The 16,450-nt window shown below is 61.6% G+C and carries 15 protein-coding genes; 12 read left to right on the plus strand and 3 right to left on the minus strand.

Annotated elements, in window-relative coordinates; all coding sequences use genetic code 11:
• Positions 1 to 537 precede the first annotated feature (537 nt).
• Positions 538 to 2,526, minus strand: coding sequence for an autotransporter outer membrane beta-barrel domain-containing protein (locus tag C9411_RS16945; RefSeq protein ID WP_107227530.1), 1,989 nt, complete (start codon positions 2,524 to 2,526; stop codon positions 538 to 540).
• 196 nt (positions 2,527 to 2,722) lie between these two features.
• On the opposite strand from C9411_RS16945, the gene C9411_RS16950 reads away from it, so the two are divergent.
• The 8 genes from C9411_RS16950 (at position 2,723) to ghrB (ending at position 10,159) form a co-directional block, all read left to right on the plus strand.
• Positions 2,723 to 3,289: a DNA-3-methyladenine glycosylase I gene (locus C9411_RS16950; protein WP_033631404.1), complete on the plus strand. Its 567-nt coding sequence runs from the start codon at positions 2,723 to 2,725 to the stop codon at positions 3,287 to 3,289.
• Positions 3,286 to 3,732, plus strand: coding sequence for an N-acetyltransferase (locus tag C9411_RS16955; protein ID WP_063989158.1), 447 nt, complete (start codon positions 3,286 to 3,288; stop codon positions 3,730 to 3,732). The genes C9411_RS16950 and C9411_RS16955 overlap by 4 nt, the downstream gene beginning before the upstream one ends.
• Before the next feature lie 253 nt (positions 3,733 to 3,985).
• Entirely contained in the window at positions 3,986 to 4,648 is a 663-nt protein-coding gene (locus C9411_RS16960; RefSeq protein WP_033631402.1) for an OmpA family lipoprotein, read from the plus strand.
• 124 nt (positions 4,649 to 4,772) lie between these two features.
• Positions 4,773 to 5,807, plus strand: a complete 1,035-nt coding sequence (locus C9411_RS16965) for a LacI family DNA-binding transcriptional regulator (RefSeq protein WP_107227531.1) — start codon at positions 4,773 to 4,775, stop codon at positions 5,805 to 5,807.
• A 166-nt stretch (positions 5,808 to 5,973) separates the two neighbouring features.
• Complete coding sequence (locus C9411_RS16970) at positions 5,974 to 6,726, plus strand: sugar phosphate isomerase/epimerase (protein WP_049200595.1); 753 nt, start codon at positions 5,974 to 5,976, stop codon at positions 6,724 to 6,726.
• Between the two features lie 7 nt (positions 6,727 to 6,733).
• Positions 6,734 to 7,699 carry a sugar kinase gene (locus tag C9411_RS16975; RefSeq protein ID WP_063989205.1) on the plus strand — a complete coding sequence of 322 codons (966 nt, stop codon included), beginning with the start codon at positions 6,734 to 6,736 and terminating at the stop codon, positions 7,697 to 7,699.
• A gap of 140 nt (positions 7,700 to 7,839) precedes the next feature.
• On the plus strand, positions 7,840 to 9,108 hold the full coding sequence (locus C9411_RS16980; RefSeq protein WP_055317378.1) for an MFS transporter: 1,269 nt from the start codon (positions 7,840 to 7,842) through the stop codon (positions 9,106 to 9,108).
• Between the two features lie 73 nt (positions 9,109 to 9,181).
• Complete coding sequence (gene ghrB, locus C9411_RS16985; protein ID WP_063989160.1) at positions 9,182 to 10,159, plus strand: glyoxylate/hydroxypyruvate reductase GhrB; 978 nt, start codon at positions 9,182 to 9,184, stop codon at positions 10,157 to 10,159.
• Position 10,160: 1 nt separating this feature from the next.
• On the opposite strand, the gene C9411_RS25855 is transcribed toward ghrB, so the two are convergent.
• On the minus strand, positions 10,161 to 10,313 hold the full coding sequence (locus tag C9411_RS25855) for a hypothetical protein (protein ID WP_165384406.1): 153 nt from the start codon (positions 10,311 to 10,313) through the stop codon (positions 10,161 to 10,163).
• A gap of 195 nt (positions 10,314 to 10,508) precedes the next feature.
• Between C9411_RS25855 and C9411_RS16990 the strand changes: the two genes are divergently transcribed.
• The 4 genes from C9411_RS16990 to C9411_RS17005 all read left to right on the plus strand — a co-directional run bounded on the left by C9411_RS16990 (position 10,509) and on the right by C9411_RS17005 (position 14,634).
• Entirely contained in the window at positions 10,509 to 12,572 is a 2,064-nt protein-coding gene (locus C9411_RS16990) for an alpha-amylase (protein WP_107227532.1), read from the plus strand.
• Positions 12,573 to 12,707: 135 nt separating this feature from the next.
• On the plus strand, positions 12,708 to 13,958 hold the full coding sequence (locus tag C9411_RS16995) for a valine--pyruvate transaminase (RefSeq protein WP_004933935.1): 1,251 nt from the start codon (positions 12,708 to 12,710) through the stop codon (positions 13,956 to 13,958).
• 74 nt (positions 13,959 to 14,032) lie between these two features.
• The gene (locus tag C9411_RS17000) at positions 14,033 to 14,254 is read left to right on the plus strand and encodes a ribbon-helix-helix domain-containing protein (RefSeq protein ID WP_063989162.1); all 222 of its coding nucleotides are present in this window, start codon (positions 14,033 to 14,035) and stop codon (positions 14,252 to 14,254) included.
• Entirely contained in the window at positions 14,254 to 14,634 is a 381-nt protein-coding gene (locus C9411_RS17005) for a type II toxin-antitoxin system VapC family toxin (protein ID WP_063989163.1), read from the plus strand. Before C9411_RS17000 ends, C9411_RS17005 begins: the two co-directional genes overlap by 1 nt.
• Before the next feature lie 10 nt (positions 14,635 to 14,644).
• On the opposite strand, the gene C9411_RS17010 is transcribed toward C9411_RS17005, so the two are convergent.
• The gene (locus tag C9411_RS17010) at positions 14,645 to 16,303 is read right to left on the minus strand and encodes a putative transporter (RefSeq protein ID WP_107227533.1); all 1,659 of its coding nucleotides are present in this window, start codon (positions 16,301 to 16,303) and stop codon (positions 14,645 to 14,647) included.
• Positions 16,304 to 16,450: the final 147 nt, after the last annotated feature.

Consider the following 16,450-nt stretch of genomic DNA (forward strand, 5'->3'; position numbering starts at 1 on the left):
GGTTGCGCTGCCAAGTAAATTAATCTGGCAGGCATAATAGGAAGCGTTAATAATGGCCATACGTCTTAAAGAGTAAATTTAAATAATTTCGGAGGGGAAATTAATTTAATCGTAAAATAAGCGCTTCACTGAAGAAGGGCCGATAGAAGGCATGGTACAGCGAATAAACATAAACAAAACAAAGCCATAACAACTCCGCATCATGACATGAATCTGACAAAAAGTGCTCTGTCGAGTTGAGGATGGGGGGATAAGGCAGGCAGGCGAAAACGCCCCTCATCCAAGGATGAAGGGAGAAAGCCATTGACAGTGGAGATTTGGATATACAATAATAACCAAAATTTTCCCTGGTGTTGGCCAAGTGGCTACCTGATCCTTTATAGGATCAGTTTTTTTTTGTGGCGCTATAATTTATCGTTATGCAACAACGATAAGAGCTTTTAGCGACAAATGATAGTTGTACTAAAGTACAGTCTCACTCACAGGCACCGCCTTGCCACCCCGCCTTCCATTAGCCCCATTCTCTGTCCGAGTCGTTCAAAAACGCGCGCTGACGCCGACGTTATACATAAACTGCTCGCCGCTGCTCAGCCCGCCGGTTTGCGAGACGGTGGCGAAGGCCGATACCCTGTCCGTCAACGGCATGTTGGCCCCCAGCGTGACATCCACCCAGTTTTTGTCCTGGCCCGCACTGTCGCGGGTGAACGAGGTTTGCGTCGATTTCAGGCCGCCACCGGCGCGGTAGACGTCGTCGCCGAACTGGTGCTGATAACTCACTTCCGCATAAGGGTTAAACACGCCGAATTGCGTATCCAGCCGCCAGCCCAACGCGCCGATCTGCGAGTGGTAGGTTTGATCGTTGAAGCGCATGGCGGTGCTGTCATCGCCGTCTTCGCTGTAGCCGGAAACGCGGCTGTAATCCCAGGCGAACTGCGCCACCGGCCCGGTAGTCAGGTAAGAAGCGATCGGGAAGTCATAGCCGGCGGTCACGCGTGCGCCCCACTGCTTGCCGGTGGTCGAACCGGTTTCGGTGCGCGTCAGCGGCCCCAGCCGCATGCTGCGGCGGATGTCGTCATAATCCATCGTCGCATAGTGTAGATCGGCGTTAACCCAGCCATGCTCGAATAGCGCCAGTGAACTGAAAGCCGACAGCAGCAGCCCGCGCGCCTTGTAATCAAAGCGGCTGGAAGGATGCTGATCGTCGTTGGAACCGGCGATCAACGCGCCGATCAGCCAGCCGTCGGTCAACTGATAGTCCACGCCGACGGTCAGGTTGTGGGTAGTGGCGTTGCCGTCCCCCGCCGCCCGGTTATCGGCATAGTCGTAGTGCTGGCCGGCATAACCGCCGAACACGCCCAGCGAGCCCTGCGGGTTGTCGCCGTGGCGCAGCTGCTGAAAGCGGCTGTCGAGCGTGGCGCGGCTGTCGCGCGCCATCGCCGCCGTCGCCTGATTCAGCGCCACCACCTGCGCCGGGCCATCCAACACCGCCTGGATATAATCCGCAATCAGCAGGTGCGCCTGCGGGCTCGGGTGGAAGTGATCGGAGAACAGATAGGACTGGCTGGCGTCGAAGCCGGGCATATCGGAGCGGCAGACCGCCGAGGAAATGCCCGGCGGGCAAGCCATGCCGGCGGTGTTGGCGAAGCCGAACTGCGCCGGATTGGCGATCGCTTCGGCGAACAGCTTGTTGACGTCCACCCGCACGATATTACCGCCGCTCTGCGCCAACAAACGGTCTTCACTTTGATTATAGAAATCGGTCAACTGGGCGGCCTGCGCGCTCAGGCTGTCATACGCCGCGATAAGCTGCGTGGCGATCGCCTGCTGCACCTGAGGAATGGCGCTGCCCTGCTTCGCCGCAGCGGCCAATGCCGCATGGATCGCCTGCGTGCGTGAAGCGTTGTCCGGTGTCGCCACCGAATTAAGCGTGGCATACGCCGCCTGAATCGCCGCCCCCTGCACCGGTGACAGCGCCTGTTGAATGATCAATTCCATCAGCTGCGGCGTGGAACCGATATTCGGTACCGTCGGCACGATCACCGTGCCGGCGCCGGCGTTCAGCAGCGAATGCACCTGCGCGGCAGCCGCGGCGGCGCTGTTATAGGCCACGCCGGGCGCGGTAGCGGCATTCAGTGCCGCCGCCGCCAGATCGTTGCCGCCGATCCAATGAATATACAAACCGTCGCCGTCGGCCTGGCCGTTGACCCGGTTCAGGTAACTCTGCACCTGGTCCTGGGTGTTGCCGGCCGGGTTCAGGCCCGGCACCGCCACGGCGCCGCCGGCGGCATAGTTCTCACCGCCGTTGTCCGAAGCCACCAGCGCCGCCCCGATGCGTTGCGCCAACGCTTCGTCGTACAGCAGGTGCTGGCTGCCGTCATAGGTGAACCGGCCGTTGTTGCCGGTATCGCTCAGGCTGTCGCCAAAGACGTAGAGTTGATCGTACGCCTGAGCCGGAAGGGTCACACTGCAAAGCAACGCCACTGCAAGCGCCGCCGGGCGGGGCATGCACGTTATTTTTAGAGGCATGAATCGACTCCTGAGAGCCTGCAAATGAAGGCAATGTCGTTTTTATCGTTGGCCGGTTTTCCACCGGCCATGTAGTAACTATTGTCGGCTTTTTCGTCACGTCAAGCGGGCTGATGACAAAACAATCAGAGGCTTGCCAAGTTCGGCGCTTCGAGCGATGATTACTGTTCATAAATACAGCATAAGGACAGTCAGGATGGCAGACGAACGTTGCGGTTGGGTGACGGCCGATCCGTTGTATCTCGAGTATCACGACAAGGAATGGGGCGCGCCCACCACCGACGCGCGCGAGCTGTTTGAAATGCTGTGCCTCGAAGGGCAGCAAGCGGGCCTTTCCTGGATCACCGTTCTGAAAAAGCGCGAGAACTACCGCCGCGCTTTCCACGGTTTCGATCCGCAGCGGGTCGCCGCCATGACCGAACAGGACGTGGAAAACCTGCTGCAGGACAGCGGCATCATCCGCCACCGCGGCAAGATAGAAGCCATCATCACCAACGCCAAAGCCTATCTGGCGATGGAGGCGGCCGGTGAGAATTTCGTTACCTTCATTTGGGACTTCGTCGGCGGCCAACCGCAGCTCAACCGCTGGCAGGCGCTGAACCAGGTGCCGGCCAAAACCGAGCAGTCCGACGCCATGTCCAAAGCGCTGAAGAAGCGCGGCTTCAAGTTTATCGGCTCCACCATTTGTTACGCCTTCATGCAGGCCAGCGGGCTGGTGAACGATCATCTGACGGGGTGCATGTGCTACCCAAAGCCACGGTGATCCGCCCCTGTGGCCCGGAGGATATCGAACGGCTGATGGCGCTGTGGCTGCCCAGCACCATCGCCGCCCATCCGTTCGTGGCGGAAAAGTACTGGCGTGAGAGCGCCGCGCTGGTGCGGGAAAACTACCTGCCGCGCGCACAAAGCTGGGCCTGCTGGCATGACGACGAGATCGTCGGCTTTATCAGCGTGTTGGATGAGCAGTTCATCGGCGCCCTGTTTGTCGATCGGGCGTTTCACGGTCGCGGCGTCGCCCAGGCGCTGATGACGCACGTGCAGCAGCGCTACCGCCGGCTCAGCCTGGAGGTGTACCAGCAGAACCTGCGCGCCTGCGCGTTTTACCACAGGCGCGGCTTTCAGATAACACAGCGCCTGTTCAATGAAGAAACCCAGGCCTATACGCTGATCATGAACTGGTCGGCAGTCGAAAATTCAACCCATTAGGCTTAAAAAAGGCGCATCCGCACCCCGGATGCGCACAATTCGGAATCCGCTGCATAGCGCCGCCCGGCGTTTTGCCGCATAACTCCCCCAGCTTTTCCCGCGCTCATCATTTGTCACGTTTTTCTCCGGAACTGCCGGCGAAAGCGCGCGTCATAGGTAGCGCGGCGACGCAGGCTCCCTGCGTCACCCACTTTTTTTGCGTCCCCGTTTTGGGCCGGCGCGTACAGATTCTGATGCCATTAAGGACAAGAACATGAAAAAACGCATTGCAATTATTGCCGGCGCCGTGAGCCTCACGCTCGCGCTGTCGGCCTGTACCACCAACCCTTACACCGGTGAATCCGAAGCCGGCAAATCCGGCATCGGCGCGGGCCTCGGCGCCGCACTGGGCGCCGGTGTCGGCGTGCTGTCCTCTTCCAAGAAAGATCGCGGCAAAGGCGCGCTGATCGGCGCAGCGGCCGGTGCAGCCCTCGGCGGCGGCGCAGGCTATTACATGGACGTGCAGGAAGCCAAACTGCGCGACAAGATGAAAGGCACCGGCGTCAGCGTCACCCGTCAGGGCGACAACATCGTGCTGAACATGCCGAACAACGTGACCTTCGACAGCAGCAGCGCCACGTTGAAACCGGCGGGCGCCAACACCTTGACCGGCGTCGCCATGGTGCTGAAAGAGTATCCGAAAACCGCGGTCAACGTTGTCGGCTACACCGACAGCACCGGCTCCCGCTCGCTCAACATGAACCTGTCGCAGCAGCGCGCCGACGGCGTAGCCAGCGCGCTGATCACCCAGGGCGTGGCGGCGAACCGTATCCGCACCACCGGTGCCGGCCCGGACAACCCGATCGCCTCCAACAGCACCGCGGAAGGCAAGGCGCAAAACCGCCGCGTCGAGATCACTCTCAGCCCGCTGCAGTAATCCCGTGCGGGGCGCCACCGGCGCCCCGCCGCCTCCCTGCGATTTTCTCCTTACCCTTCAACACTCCCGCCCGCACATCGGGTATGGTAGTCTCCTTGGCAATTAACCGCAGGAGGGATCGGCTGTGAGCACAGGCAAGGCAACGCGCGCCTCAGGGCGCGCCACCATCAGCGATGTGGCCAGCATCGCCAAAACCGGCAAGACCAGCGTGTCGCGCTATCTGAATGGTGAACAACACCTGCTTTCCGACGATCTCAAACAGCGCATCGAACAGGCGATCCAGCAGCTCGACTACCGGCCAAGCCAAATGGCGCGCAGCCTGAAGGGCGGCCAGACCCGCCTGATCGGCCTGATCCTCGCCGATATCACCAACCCCTATTCGGTGGACGTGATGCGCGGCATCGAGGCCGCCTGCCGCCAGCACGGCTTTACCTTGCTGGTGTGTAACACCAACAACGAAGTCAATCAGGAACAGCACTACCTGCAGCTGCTCAGCAGTTACCGGGTGGAAGGCATCGTGGTCAACGCGGTCGGCATGCGCGAGGAAGCGTTATCCACACTGCAACAGTCGATGCTGCCAATGGTGCTGATCGACCGCAAAATCCCCGACTTCGCCTGCGACGTGGTGGGCCTGAACAACCGCGAAGCCGCCACCGTCGCCACCGAACACCTGCTGCAACAAGGTTTCGAAGCGATCCTGTTCCTCAGCGAGCCGCTCGGTACGGTCAATACCCGTCTCGAACGCCTGCACGCTTTCAGACATACCATGGCGCAGCACCCCACGCTGTTGGCGGAGCAGGCCGAAACGCCGCTCAACGATCGGCAGAAGCTGGAGCAGGTACTGAGCGATTTCAGCGGCCGCCATCGCGGCATGCGCAAGGCGGTGATCTCCGCCAACGGCGCTCTGACGCTGCAGGTGGCGCGCGCCATGCGCCGGCTCGGCATCCAGTGGGGCAACGACATCGGCCTGCTGGGCTTCGACGAACTGGAGTGGGCGGAGCTGGCGGGCGTCGGCATCACCACGCTAAGACAGCCCACCTACCAAATGGGGCACGCGGCGCTGGAGCGGCTGGTGCAGCGCATTCAGGGCCTGGCCGCCCCCAGCGGCGAGCAGATGTTCTCCGGTGAGCTGATCGTCCGCAGCTCCACCACCCGCTAACCCACCCTCTCCGGGGCCGTTGCTCGCCCCGCCCTCATCGGCTGTTTTTTGCTCAGCTTCGTGATTGCGATCATATTTTTACACTCTGTCGCTTTTCGCTGGAACCGGTTCCATTTAACGTACCGGTAACAGCAGCGGCGGCGACTATGCCGCCTCAGGAGTCAAAATGAAAACAGAAATCATCGTGGTCACCGGCGCCTACGGCACCGATACCGTCAAACAACACGGCGGCCAGCGCGCGCTGTTACCCATCATCGCCGGAGCAGGCGCCGACGGGGTGGAAATCCGCCGCGAACTGTTCGCCGCCGGCGAATTGGACAGCCTGCCGGCCCTGGCGCAAGAGATTGAACGCCAACAGCTGTTCGCCGTCTACTCCGCCCCTGAGGCGCTGTTCACCCCGCAACATACGCTGAACCCCAACCTGCCGGCGCTGCTGGCAGAAGCACAGGCGCTGAACGCGCGCCAGCTGAAACTGTCCCTCGGCCATTTCCGCCCCGGCTTCGATTTTACCGAGCTGAAAGTGGCGCTGGAGCAACACCCGGTCAAACTGGTGGTCGAAAACGATCAGACGCCGGACTGCGGCATTTTATCGATGCTGAACGCCTTTTTCCACGCCGCGGAAGATAGCCACCTGCCGGTCAGCATGACCTTCGATATGGCCAACTGGCTGTGGGTGGGGCAAGACGCCTTCGCCGCCGCCGAGCGCCTGGCCCGCCACGTCGGTTACGTGCACGTCAAAGCCGCCACCCAAGGCCCGCGCGGCTGGCGCGCCGTCGCGCTGGACGATACCGACGGCAGCTGGCGCGATCTGCTGGCCCGTCTGCCGCACGATGCGCCGCGCGGCATCGAATTCCCGTTGCAGGGCGATGATCTGGAAGCCGTCACCCGCCATTACGTCAATATTTTGCGTGCGGAGTAACCCCATGATGACAACGTTAACGGCAACGACGGCGCAGCAGGCGCCCCTGGATGTGGTCACGCTGGGCGAAGCCATGGCGATGTTCGTGGCGGCGCAAACCGGCGATTTGGCGGAAGTGGAAACCTTCACCAAACGCATCGCCGGGGCCGAATTGAACGTGGCGATCGGCTTGGCGCGTCTGGGCATGAACGTCGGCTGGGTCAGCCGCGTCGGCAACGATTCGTTCGGCCGCTTCACCCTGCAGCAGCTGAAAAAAGAAGGCATCAACTACCGGCAGGTGACGGTCGACGGCCACTATCCCACCGGTTTTCAGGTGAAATCCAAAACCACCGATGGTACCGATCCCAGCGTGGAATACTTCCGCAAAGGCTCGGCGGCCAGCCACCTGTCGGTCGCCGATTTCGACCGTGAGTATTTCGGTTCCGCGCGCCACCTGCACCTGAGCGGCGTGGCGGCGGCGCTGTCCAGCCAGTCGCTGGCGCTGTGCCACCATGCGGCGCGCGAGATGCGCGCCATGGGCAAAACCATTTCGTTCGACCCCAACCTGCGCCCGGTGCTGTGGCCCAGCCGCGAGGTGATGATCGAGCAGCTGAACCAGCTGGCGTTCGCCGCCGACTGGGTGCTGCCGGGGCTGAAAGAGGGGCAGATCCTCACCGGCCAATCGACGCCGGAAGGCATCGCCGATTTCTATCTGGAACGCGGCGTGCAGGCGGTGATCATCAAAACCGGCCCGGACGGCGCCTGGTTTAAAACCGCCGCCGGCGACAAGGCGGCAGTGGCCGCGGTCAAGGTCGACAACGTGGTGGATACCGTCGGCGCCGGTGACGGCTTTGCCGTCGGCACCCTCAGCGCCCTGCTGGAAGGTAAAACGCTGATACAGGCGGTGCAGCGCGGCAACAAAATCGGCTCGCTGGCGATCCAGGCCATCGGCGACAGCGAAGGCCTGCCAACCCGCGCGGCGCTGGCCGAATAACAATAACAAAAACGACTTCTCCGCATGACGTCAGCCTCTGGCCCTACAACCGGGACGCGTCGGGAGAGCATCTGCCCCGTCGTCTTGCATGCCCAGCGTGCCGGGCGAAGGGGATGCAACACCACTGAAGGATACTGAACATGAACAAAGCGACTGTCGCGGCCAAACGCTGGTGGTACATCATGCCCATCGTGTTTATCACCTACAGCCTGGCCTATCTCGATCGCGCCAACTTCAGCTTCGCCTCTGCCGCCGGCATCAATGAAGATCTCGGCATCACCAAAGGCATGGCCTCGCTGCTGGGCGCGCTGTTTTTCCTCGGTTATTTCTTCTTCCAAATTCCCGGCGCCATCTACGCCGAACGCCGCAGCGTCAAGAAATTGATCTTCTGGTGCCTGATCCTGTGGGGCGGCTGCGCCTCGCTGACCGGCGTGGTCAGCAATATCCCGATGCTGGCCGCCATCCGCTTTATCCTCGGCGTGGTGGAAGCGGCGGTGATGCCGGCAATGCTGATCTACATCAGCAACTGGTTCACCAAATCGGAGCGCTCACGCGCCAATACCTTCCTGATCCTCGGCAACCCAGTGACGGTGCTGTGGATGTCGGTGGTGTCCGGCTACCTGATCCACGCCTTCGGCTGGCGTGAAATGTTCATCATCGAGGGCATTCCGGCGGTTATCTGGGCGTTCTGTTGGTGGGTGCTGGCGAAAGACAAACCGGCGCAGGCCGGCTGGCTGAGCGCCGAGGAGAAACAGGCGCTGCAACAGCAGCTGGACGAAGAGCAGAAAGGCATCAAGGCCGTGCGCAACTACGGCGAAGCCTTCCGTTCGCGCAACGTGATCCTGCTGTGCGTGCAGTACTTCGCCTGGAGCATCGGCGTGTACGGCTTCGTGCTGTGGCTGCCTTCCATCCTGCGCAGCGGCATGCAGATGGGCATGGTGGAAGCCGGCTGGCTGTCCGCGGTGCCTTACCTGGCGGCGACCATCGCCATGATCGTGGTCTCCTGGGCGTCGGACAAAATGCAAAACCGCAAGCTGTTCGTCTGGCCGCTGCTGCTGATCGGCGCGCTGGCGTTCTTCGGCTCTTACGCCGTCGGCACCAACCACTTCTGGATCTCCTACGGCCTGCTGGTGGTCGCCGGCGCCGCGATGTACGCCCCCTACGGGCCGTTCTTCGCCATCATTCCGGAAATGCTGCCGAAAAACGTTGCCGGGGGCGCCATGGCGCTGATCAACAGCATGGGCGCGCTGGGGTCGTTCTTCGGTTCGTGGTTCGTAGGCTATCTGAATGGCGCCACAGGCAGCCCGGCGGCCTCTTACATGTTTATGGCCATCGCACTGGTGGTGGCGGTGGTGCTGACGCTGATCGTCAAACCCGCCCGCAACGAGATCCAGCCGCAATTGGCTTGATCCGGTTATACTTTCTCTCTGTTAACCCAACCGGGGGGGCGCCATGCCCCCTTTGGCCCAGCTGGAGTTCGTGATGAAGCCTTCTATCGTATTGTACAAAAGCCTGCCCGCCGATCTGCATGAACGTCTGGAACAGCACTTCACCGTGCACGCCTTCAACGGCCTGCAGCCGGAGAACCGCGACGAACTGCGCCAGGCGCTGCAGCAGGCCGAAGGGATCATCGGTTCCGGCGGTAAAATTGACGAAGCCTTCCTGCAACAGACGCCCAAACTGCGCGCGGCCTCGACCGTTTCCGTCGGCTACGACAACTTCGACGTCGAGGCGCTCAACGCCCATAACGTGCTGCTGATGCACACCCCGACGGTGCTGACCGAAACCGTCGCCGACACCATCATGAGCCTGGTACTGGCCACCGCGCGCCGGGTGGTGGAAGTGGCGGAGCGGGTGAAGGCCGGCGAATGGCGCGGCAGCATCGGGCCGGACTGGTTCGGCGTCGACGTGCACCATAAAACCATCGGTATCCTCGGCATGGGGCGTATCGGCCTGGCGCTGGCGCAGCGCGCGCATTTCGGCTTCGGCATGCCGGTGCTGTACAACGCCCGCCGTACGCACGAAGAAGCGGAGCAGCGCTTTAACGCGCGCCGCTGCGATCTGGATACCCTGCTGGCCGAGTCGGATTTCGTGTGCATCACGCTGCCGCTGACCGAACAAACCTTCCACATGATCGGCCGCGATCAGCTGGCGAAAATGAAGAAAAGCGGCATTCTGATCAACGCCGGCCGCGGGCCGGTGGTGGATGAGCAGGCGCTGATCGAAGCGCTGCAAAACGGCGTGATCCACGCCGCCGGGTTGGACGTGTTCGAGAAAGAGCCGCTGCCGGCCAACTCGCCGCTGCTCAGCATGCCGAACGTGGTGGCGTTGCCGCACATCGGCTCCGCCACCCATGAAACGCGCTACGGCATGGCCGCCTGCGCGGTGGATAACCTGATCGCCGCGCTGACCGGCACGGTGAAAGAAAACTGCGTCAACCCGCAGCTGTTGCGGAAATAACTCAGCGCGGCCGGTGGTCTGCAGATAACCGGCCGTGTTGCTCTTCCTGCTGCGGCGCGAACAGCGCCTGCAGCTGATGTTCTTCGGCGAAGCGCTGCAATTCGGCATCCTGAATTGCCTGAACGATCTCTTCTCGCCAGTTTTTGTCCGTCATCGCTAACCTCCTTTGATGTTCATCGTTTAATCTGCCGCAGCGCGTGCGCAAAGCCAAGCCGAATCAATCCGAAAACGCTCCGCCCTTCCTCTCCTCCCCGAAAAACCCCCGCAGGGAGGAGGCCATTTTTTCACCGTTTGCCACACTGGGCGCTACCCTGAGAAAAAACGCTTCCTGCCGCGCGTAAGGAGAGCCATGAAACTGTTACCTCTGCCCTTGTTGATACTGCTGTCGCCTTCGGCGCTGGCCGGCTGGACGCTGCCGGGTTTCCCGGCCTTCGACGAAACTGCCGTCGGGCTGTTCGCCAGCCAGGCCGCGCTGCCCAAAGGCCAGCTGCCGCTGCGGCTGTATCAGGATAATCACTGCTGGCAGCCGGCCGAGGCGGTGAAACTTAACCAGACGCTGTCGCTGCAGCCCTGCGGCACTCATCCACCGGTCAACTGGCGGCAGTTCCGCGCCGGCGACTATCAGGTGCGCATCGACACGCGCAGCGGCACGCCGACGCTGCAGCTCAGCCTGCACAGCGCGCCGGAAAGTGCCACCGTTGCCGTCCGCAGCTGCCCGCGCTGGGACGGCAAGCCGGTCACGGTCGACGTCGCCTCCACCTTCGCCGAAGGCGAAACGCTGCGCGATTTCTATTCCGGCCAAACGGCGCAGGTGACTCAGGGGAAAATCACGCTGCAACCCGCCGCCGCCAGCGGCGGTTTGTTGCTGCTGGAATCCGCCGCCACGGCGAAACCGGCGGCGTTCAGCTGGCATAACGCCACGGTCTACTTCGTGCTGACCGATCGCTTTGAAAACGGCAATCCGGCCAATGACCACAGCTACGGGCGCCGCAGCGACGGCCTGCAGGAAATAGGCACCTTTCACGGCGGCGATTTGGCCGGCCTGACGCAGAAGCTGGATTATCTGCAGCAGCTGGGCGTCAACGCCTTATGGATCAGCTCGCCGCTGGAGCAGATCCACGGCTGGGTTGGCGGCGGCACCAAAGGTGATTTCCCGCATTACGCCTATCACGGCTATTACGCGCTGGACTGGACTCGCCTCGACGCCAACATGGGCACCGAACAGGCGCTGCGCACACTGGTCGAGCAGGCGCATCGGCGCGGCATTCGTATTCTGTTCGACGTGGTGGTGAACCACGTCGGCTACGCCACGCTGGCGGATATGCAGGCGTTCCACTTCGGCTCGCTGTATCTGCAAGGCGCGGAGGTGGAGAAAACCCTGGGGAAAAACTGGGGCGACTGGCGCCCCGGGCCAGGGCAAAACTGGCACAGCTTCAACGACTACATCAACTTCAGCGACAAGGCGGGCTGGCGCCAATGGTGGGGGAAAAACTGGATCCGCACCGACATCGGCGACTATGGCTCGCCGGGCTATGACGATCTGACGATGTCGCTGGCCTTCCTGCCGGACATCAAAACCGAAGCGACCGGCGCCAGCGGCCTGCCGCTGTTCTACCGCCACAAGCCCGACACCGCCGCACGCGACATGCCCGGCGCCACTACCCGCGATTACCTGACCGTCTGGCTCAGCCAGTGGGTGCGCGATTACGGCATCGACGGTTTCCGCGTCGACACCGCCAAGCACGTGGAAAAACCGACGCTGGCGCTGTTGAAACAGCGTGCCACGGCGGCATTGGCGGCGTGGAAAGCGGAGCATCCGCAACAGGCGCTGGATGATGCGCCGTTTTGGATGACCGGCGAGGCCTGGGGCCACGGGGTGATGAAAAGCGATTATTACCAAAACGGCTTCGACGCGATGATCAACTTCGATTTCCAGGATCAGGCGTCGCAGGCGTTGGGCTGCTTTGCCGATATCGACGCCACCTACCGGCAGATGGCCGAACGGCTGCAGGATTTCAACGTACTGAGCTACCTCTCTTCGCACGACACCCGGCTGTTCTTCGCCAGCGACGCCAAAGGCTCGCTGCCGCTGCAACAGCGGGCGGCGAACCTGTTGTTGCTGGCACCGGGCGCGGTGCAGATTTACTACGGCGATGAAAGCGGCCGTCCGCTCGGCCCAGCCGGTTCCGATCCACTGCAGGGTACCCGCTCCGACATGAACTGGCGTGAGCTGCAGGGAGAAAAAGCCCCGCTGCTGGCCCACTGGCAGCGGTTGGGGCAGTTCCGCGCTCGCCATCCGGCGATCGGCGGCGGCGTGCAAACCCCGCAGCCGGGCGCCGCCTACTATGCCTTCAGCCGCCGGCTCGGCGACGATAAGGTGATGGTGGTATGGGCCGGCGAACGGTCACAATAATCTAGCGTAATATGCTGAAAATTGGCCAAGGAGAGAAATTTGTGCCCACTGGTCGATTTGTCGGCCGCATTGCAGCGGGATTTGTCTGGCGGTATGGTGGGCGATTACCTGCTAAGAAACAGTACTGCTACACCTATGACTTTCTCACTTTTCGGCGAAAAATTTACCCGTTATGCGGGCATTACCCGTTTGATGGACGACCTGAACGAAGGCCTGCGCACCCCCGGTGCCATCATGCTCGGCGGCGGCAACCCGGCGCAGATCCCTGAGATGGAAGCCTACTTCAAACAGCTGTGCCAGGAGATGCTCGACCAGGGCAAACTGACCGAAGCGCTGTGCAACTACGACGGCCCGCAAGGCAAGGACGCGTTGCTGAAAGCGCTGGCCAATCTGCTGCGCGACGAGCTCGGCTGGGAGATTTCGCCACAGAATATTGCACTGACTAACGGCAGCCAAAGCGCGTTTTTCTACTTGTTCAACCTGTTCGCCGGCCGCTACGCCGACGGTTCGCGTCGCCGCGTGCTGTTCCCGTTGGCGCCGGAATATATCGGCTATGCCGACGCCGGGCTGGACGAAGGGCTGTTCGTCTCCGCCAAACCGAACATCGAGCTGCTGCCGGACGGTCAGTTCAAGTATCACGTTGATTTCGAACACCTCACTATCGGCGACGACATCGGTATGATCTGCGTTTCACGGCCGACCAACCCGACCGGCAACGTGATCACCGACGAAGAGCTGATGAAGCTCGACCTGCTGGCGCAGCAGCGCGATATTCCGCTGGTGATCGACAACGCCTACGGCGTGCCGTTTCCCGGCATCATCTTCAGCGACGCCACGCCGCTGTGGAACCCGAACACCATCCTGTGCATGAGCCTGTCCAAGCTCGGCCTGCCGGGCTCACGCTGCGGTATCGTGATCGCCGACGAGAAGGTGATCACCGCGCTGACCAACATGAACGGCATCATCAGCCTGTCGCCGGGCAGCATGGGGCCGGCGATGGCGACGGAAATGATCGCGCGCGGCGATCTGCTGCGCTTGTCGAACGAGGTAATTCGCCCGTTCTACAAACAGCGCGTCGAGCACACCATCGAGATTATTCGCCGTTACCTGTCGCCGGAGCGCTGCCTGATCCACAAACCGGAAGGGGCTATCTTCCTCTGGCTGTGGTTCAAAGATCTGCCGATCACCACCGAGGTGCTGTATCAGCGCCTGAAAAAACGCGGCGTGCTGATGGTGCCGGGCCACTACTTCTTCCCGGGGCTGGAGCACGACTGGCCGCACACCCACCAGTGCATGCGCATGAACTACGTGCCCGACCCGGAGAAAATCGAGCGCGGCGTGGCGATCCTGGCGGAAGAGATCGAACGCGCGCATCAGGAAGGCTAACGCCAGCTGATTGAAAATCGACCGATAAAGATATACGATGCATATATCGTATATCTTTTTGGGGAGGGCTAGCGATGACTCGCATCGTGATCGATTTACCTGAGGAAGACCTGCGGCAGCTCGACAATCTGAAAAATATCCGCCACGTTCCCCGGGCCGAAATCATCCGTCAGGCCGTATCCCGTTATCTGACGGAGAACCACGTTGAAGATCCCAGCAGTGCTTTCGGGCTCTGGTCCGGGGCGATGGGCGATGGCGTAGACTACGAAAATCGTCAGCGCGAGGAGTGGGAATAATGGTGGCTCAACGGGCGTTATTCGACACCAATATCCTGATCGATTATCTCAACGGCATTCCTCAAGCCAAAGACGTTCTGACCGAATACCACATCAACCCGGCTATTAGCGCCATCACCTGGATGGAAGTGATGGTGGGTGCCAAAAAGCAGGGGCCGTCGCTGGAGCTGAAAACGCGCCAGTTTTTAGGGCAATTCCTGCTGCTGCCTATTACCGATGAAGTTGCCGAACGCGCCGTAGAACTGCGCCACTCACAGCATGTGAAGCTGCCGGACGCCATTATCTGGGCCACCGCGCAGGTGGGGTTCCGGACGCTCATCTCCCGCAACCCCAAAGATTTTGGCACTGACAACGGCGTGTTAATGCCTTACCGGCTGTAGTCGGGCAGCGCTACAGCGTCCAGAACAGCACCGCCAGCAGCTGCGGCGACATGATGCGCAGGAACATCGCCAGCGGATACACGGTGGCGTAAGACAGCGCGGCGGCGCCGCTGGTGGGATGCAGGCCGTTGGCGAAGGCCAGCGCCGGCGGATCGGTCATCGATCCCGCCAACATGCCGGACAGCGTCAGGTAGTTCATCTTGCCCATCGTGCGCGCCAGAATACCGACGCTCAGCAGCGGAATGGCGGTGATCAGCGCGCCGTACCCGACCCACGTCAGCCCCTCGCCGTGCAACAACGTATCGATGAAGTTGCCGCCCGACTTCAATCCGACCACCGCCAGAAACAGCACGATGCCCAGTTCGCGCAGCGCCAGGTTGGCGCTCGGCGGCATAAACCAATACAGCTTGCCGATGCTGCCGATGCGCCCCAGGATCAGCGCCGCCACCAGCGGCCCGCCGGCCAACCCCAGCCGCAATGCCGCCGGGAAGCCCGGCACGAACAGCGGAATGGAGCCGAGCAGCACCCCGAGGCCGATGCCGATAAAGACCGGCAGCATCTGCACCTGCTGCAGTTTTTGTTGGGCATTACCGACGATTGCCGTCACCGCGTCGATGGCCTCCGGCCGGCCGACCAGGTTGAGAATGTCGCCGAACTGCAGCGTCACGTTGCTGCCGGCCACCAGCTCCACGCCGGCGCGGTTGAGGCGTGAAATCACCACGTCATATTTCTGCTTCAGGTTCAGATCGCGGATTTTCTTGCCCAGCACCTGCTCGTTGGTCACCACCGCCCTCACCACCTGCAGCGCGGTGCCGCGCGTCGACAGCGAGGCGTCCACCTCTTCGCCGATCACCAGCCGGGCATTTTCCAGATCTTCGCGTTTGCCCACCAGGTGCAGGTAGTCGCCAAGCTCCAGCCGCTCGTGCGGCGCAGGTACCATCAGCAACTCCCCGCGCTTGAGGCGCGAACAGACGATCGCTTCACCGTTGAGCAGCGGCACGCTTTTGATCGCCATACCCTGCAGATTGGGGTTGCGCACCGCCACGTTCATGGCGTGCAGCAGCTCACGCTGATTGCCCAGGCCGTTTTCAAACGCCTGCGCCTCGCGCTCGATATTGATGCGGAAAAACAGCCGGATCAGCCACATCACCAGCAGAATGCCACATATACCGAACGGATAGGCCATGGCGTAGCCCATCCCCATCCCGTCCACCAACGCCGGATCGGAACCGAGATCGGTCAGGATTTGTTGACCGGCACCCAGCGCCGGGGTGTTGGTGACCGCGCCAGAGAACACGCCGAGGATGATCGGCAGCGGCACGTCGAACAGCTTGTGCACCGCCGCCGCCACGACGCCGCCGGTCAGCACCAGCAGCACCGCGAAAGCGTTGAGGCGCAGACCTGAGACGCGCAGCGAAGAGAAGAAACCGGGGCCGACCTGAATACCGATGGTGTAGACGAACAGGATCAGGCCGAACTCCTGGATAAAGTGCAGCATGTCCCCGTTCAGGCTGATTTGCCCGCTCTGGGCGAAGTGACCGACCAGGATACCGCCGAACAGCACGCCGCCGATGCCCAGCCCGACGCCGTACAGCTTCCAGTTCCCCATCCACAGCCCAATGACGGCCGCCAGCGCCAACATGCTGACGGTCAGGGCGATATCGCTCATAGGTCACATCCTTGCCAAAGTTGAATCGGGAATTTGCGGCCAAAGACACACAATTAACAAGGATTATGACATCGGACTGTCGGGGGGACTGTGGCGTGCGCCACATAACGCAACGGGGGAGACCCGTCTGGATCTCCCCCGCATGAT

This window comes from Serratia sp. Nf2, assembly GCF_003028435.1.
GTDB classification, from domain to species: domain Bacteria; phylum Pseudomonadota; class Gammaproteobacteria; order Enterobacterales; family Enterobacteriaceae; genus Serratia; species Serratia marcescens_L.